The sequence below is a fragment of the Streptomyces sp. NPDC058664 genome (genome assembly GCF_042716635.1).
In the GTDB taxonomy this organism is placed as follows: Bacteria; Actinomycetota; Actinomycetes; order Streptomycetales; family Streptomycetaceae; genus Streptomyces.
In genome coordinates this window covers 1-1,158 of record NZ_JBHXRW010000237.1, presented here as the reverse complement: position 1 = coordinate 1,158, position 1,158 = coordinate 1, and the positions used below count along the sequence as shown (strand labels likewise).

The following is a 1,158-nucleotide window of genomic DNA, read 5'->3' as shown; positions in this document are numbered from 1 at the left end:
GATATCGCGTCGTCGGGTTGTGTACCGCTGATGCCTACGCCGAGTATGTAGTCCTCGCGGTCGACCAGGTCTCGGCCATCCCCGACGGCGCTTCGGCTGTCGACGCCGTCGCCCTGATGCGCAGTGGCCTCGTCGCGCTCGGTGCACTCGACACCGCCGCCCCGCGTGAAGGTGAAACCGCGCTGGTCACCGCCGCCGCGGGTGGTGTCGGGCACCTCGCGGTGCAGCTGGCCCGGGTGCGTGGCGCGAGCTGGGTGGTCGGTGCGGTCTCCGACGAGTCCAAGATCGATTTCGTGCGCGAACTCGGCGCCGACGAGGTGTTCACCTACGACCAGCTGCACTGCGGCAAGCAGGCCGACTACGCCCTCGACGGCGTCGGCGGCACCGGTCTCGGTGGCACTCTCTCGGGTCTCGCCGAAGGTGGTCGCGCGGTCACCTACGGCACCGGCGGCGGCCTCATCGACACCGAAGATCTCCTGGCGGGCGGCAAATCCCTCACCGGTTTCCGCATCGGCCGTCTCGCCCAGCGCGACCCCGCCCGCTACGAGGACCTGCGCCAGGAAGTCTGGCAGTACTACGCCTCCGGCCTACTGCACCCGGTCGTGCACGCCGAGTTCGCCCTCGACGACGCCGCAGCCGCCCACGCAGTCATCGAGCAACGCGCCAACCTGGGCAAAGTAGTCCTGGTCCCCTGAACATTGGACAATTGATCACCATGTACTCACGCGAGTATCGCCCGAGAGCGAGCCTGCACCAGAGCATGGTGATCAATTGGCCAGTTCGGGCGCCGGGCGCCGAGTGTGGTGCGGTGAGTGCCGCGTAGACTTCTCTTCTCGTGAGCCTTACCCTCGGAATCGTCGGCCTGCCCAACGTCGGAAAGTCGACGCTGTTCCACGCGCTGACCAAGAACGACGTGCTGGCCGCGAACTACCCCTTCGCGACCATCGAGCCCAATGTCGGCGTGGTCGAGCTGCCCGATCCGCGGCTGAACAAGCTCGCCGAGATCTTCGGGTCCGAGCGCATCCTGCCCGCGACGGTGTCCTTCGTCGACATCGCCGGCATCGTCAAGGGCGCCTCCGAGGGCGCTGGCCTGGGCAACAAGTTCCTCGCCAACATCCGCGAGGCCGACGCGATCTGCCAGGTCGTTCGAGTGTTCGC

Annotated in this window: 2 protein-coding genes; both read left to right on the top strand. The window is 67.4% G+C overall.

What is annotated here, in order from left to right:
• The coding region (locus ACFWUY_RS41850) for a zinc-binding alcohol dehydrogenase family protein (RefSeq protein ID WP_384122383.1) at window positions 1-695 on the top strand (695 nt) is incomplete at its 5' end.
• A gap of 140 nt (window positions 696-835) precedes the next feature.
• Window positions 836-1,158: GTPase (locus ACFWUY_RS41845; RefSeq protein ID WP_384122380.1), on the top strand; the 323-nt coding region annotated here is incomplete at its 3' end.